The following is a 1985-nucleotide window of genomic DNA, read 5'->3' on the forward strand; positions in this document are numbered from 1 at the left end:
AATTTCCGCATTTAGTTCAAAATAGGGTTCCGGCTTAAAGTTTTTGATTGCCTGGTCTCTTTGATAGACCATACACAAGGCTGGCAGCTATAGGTAACTAATCGAGCACGCTCTACGTACCAAATTTTTATCAATATAAAATACATTATGGGCTACCATTCATACCAATTAACCAGTCGCTAATTTTGTGATTACAAGTGCATGCCCCCATCTTCATGCCGGTTTCGAGTTTGGTGTTGCCGTTGCTTTTTCGTCATTTCCCACTCAGTCTCCTTTAGTCCACGTAGTTGCTGCTTTCTTAGATAGTCCGTGTTCTTCGCATATAAAATGGTTATTAAGGCTTCGTCCAAAATATTAGTCAGGTAGTTTTTCGGGCTAGTTGGGTAATAATTAATGGCCTGATAGTCCTTAATTTGGTCTTGCTTATATTGATCAAACCGTGTTGTCTGTTGTTTCAAACGGGCTTGCACCATTTCAATTTGTTTGTGATCCAACTTAGGATCTTGGCCACATTCGCCGATAAACAGTTGCCGGGTGCCATCATGTTTTAAGACCCGTTGTAATCGGTGGTTCTGAATATCTTTTAATTCAATTTTACCTAACAGGTAATTCAAACCGGCTTGGTGTTGCTGACTAGTAAAGACTACCGGTGGCTGCTGTTGTAATTGACTAAGATCATCGGCGCTTAATGGCTTTAATTCTGGGTCATAGTAAACCACAGCGGTATAGATTTGCTCCTTATCAATCGTCTCTAGCTTATCCAGGTCACTGTCCGGAAAAGCAGTCGTTAGAATGCTGTCGTATTGGGTTTGCACCACGGCTTTAACTTCCCGCATGACCCGTAAATCTTTGACCGCTTTAGAAATGAATTCGAGTTCGTTAGGTTCATAAACAGCTAGCATGCCCCGATCAGTATGCTTCAAATCGTCTAACTGGTGACCATGTTTGGCTAGTACCGTGGTTAATTGCTTCTCAATTGTTTGGGCCTGCTGATTAACTAACTGCCAGCTGGTATACGGCCGCTTGGTAAACGTCAATAATTGCTGGGTCAGTAAGTCGTTTCGAATATCCGCTAACCGTTCTGCTAATTCGCTACCTTTGAAAATTGTTTGTTCGCTATTAGTTTCTTTAATCAGTTCCCGTCGTTCAGCGGCGGTTGTCTGTTCAAAATCAAGTTCCGGATAAAGCTTTTTCGTTGCTCGTTCCACCACTTTATTTAACAACTGATTAGCTTGTTCTAGTGATGTCGTTTGCTGGTCAATGGTCAGTAGTTGTTTGGTTACATCTTCACCAACAGCATGTTTAATTAATAAGCTGTTTTTCCAATTAAACAGCATGCGCTGTTTATCATCTAAATGTTCTAAATCGACATAGGCTTTCAATTGCTGACTTAGATGACTAATTGTGTGTTTTTCAGAGAACGATAGCTCGTCAGTTAACGCGTCAAAATGTTCATGATTTCTTATCTTTTCGTCAAGATTATGATATTTAGCTTGAGCGTTTCTTTGCGCTCTAACTTGTTGATTAAATACTTTTCGATTTTTTCTTTGGCTGTTAATGCCTTCGTGTTGGGTAGGTGTCTCTTGAATCCCTTGATCGACAAACGATTTTTCACTAATCCGATCCGGAATATTTTTTTGTGCTAAAGACTGATTAACACTTGTTGCCCAATTATGCCGCCACTCATTAATTTTTTCCTTTTTGTCCCAATCAACCAACCAAATTTTTCTTTGTTTTGGAAACCCGCTTTTGGTTAAAAGTTGCTTGCCATTTTCATCTTTAATGTACTGCGTCTTTGCTTTTAATCCCCAACTACCATCGGGGTTAAATGGGCGATTGGTTAACATCACATGTGCATGCGGATTGTCTGGGTGATCGCGATGAATTGCTACGTCAGCTACCATACCTTGATCGACAAAATTTTCTTGCACATATTTTGTCAGTAATTCTTTCTGTTCGGATTCACTTAATTCTACCGGTAAAGC

General features: G+C 40.1%; 1 protein-coding gene and 1 pseudogene. Both read right to left on the reverse strand.

Annotation, left to right across the window (positions count from 1 at the left end):
• A pseudogene (locus IV64_RS14830) lies at positions 1-72 on the reverse strand (DNA topoisomerase); the annotation flags it as partial.
• A 119-nt stretch (positions 73-191) separates the two neighbouring features.
• A partial coding sequence (locus IV64_RS02340) for a MobA/MobL family protein (protein WP_057705571.1) occupies positions 192-1985 on the reverse strand: 1794 nt, incomplete at its 5' end.

Source organism: Lactiplantibacillus xiangfangensis, from assembly GCF_001438845.1.
Lineage (GTDB): Bacteria > Bacillota > Bacilli > Lactobacillales > Lactobacillaceae > Lactiplantibacillus > Lactiplantibacillus xiangfangensis.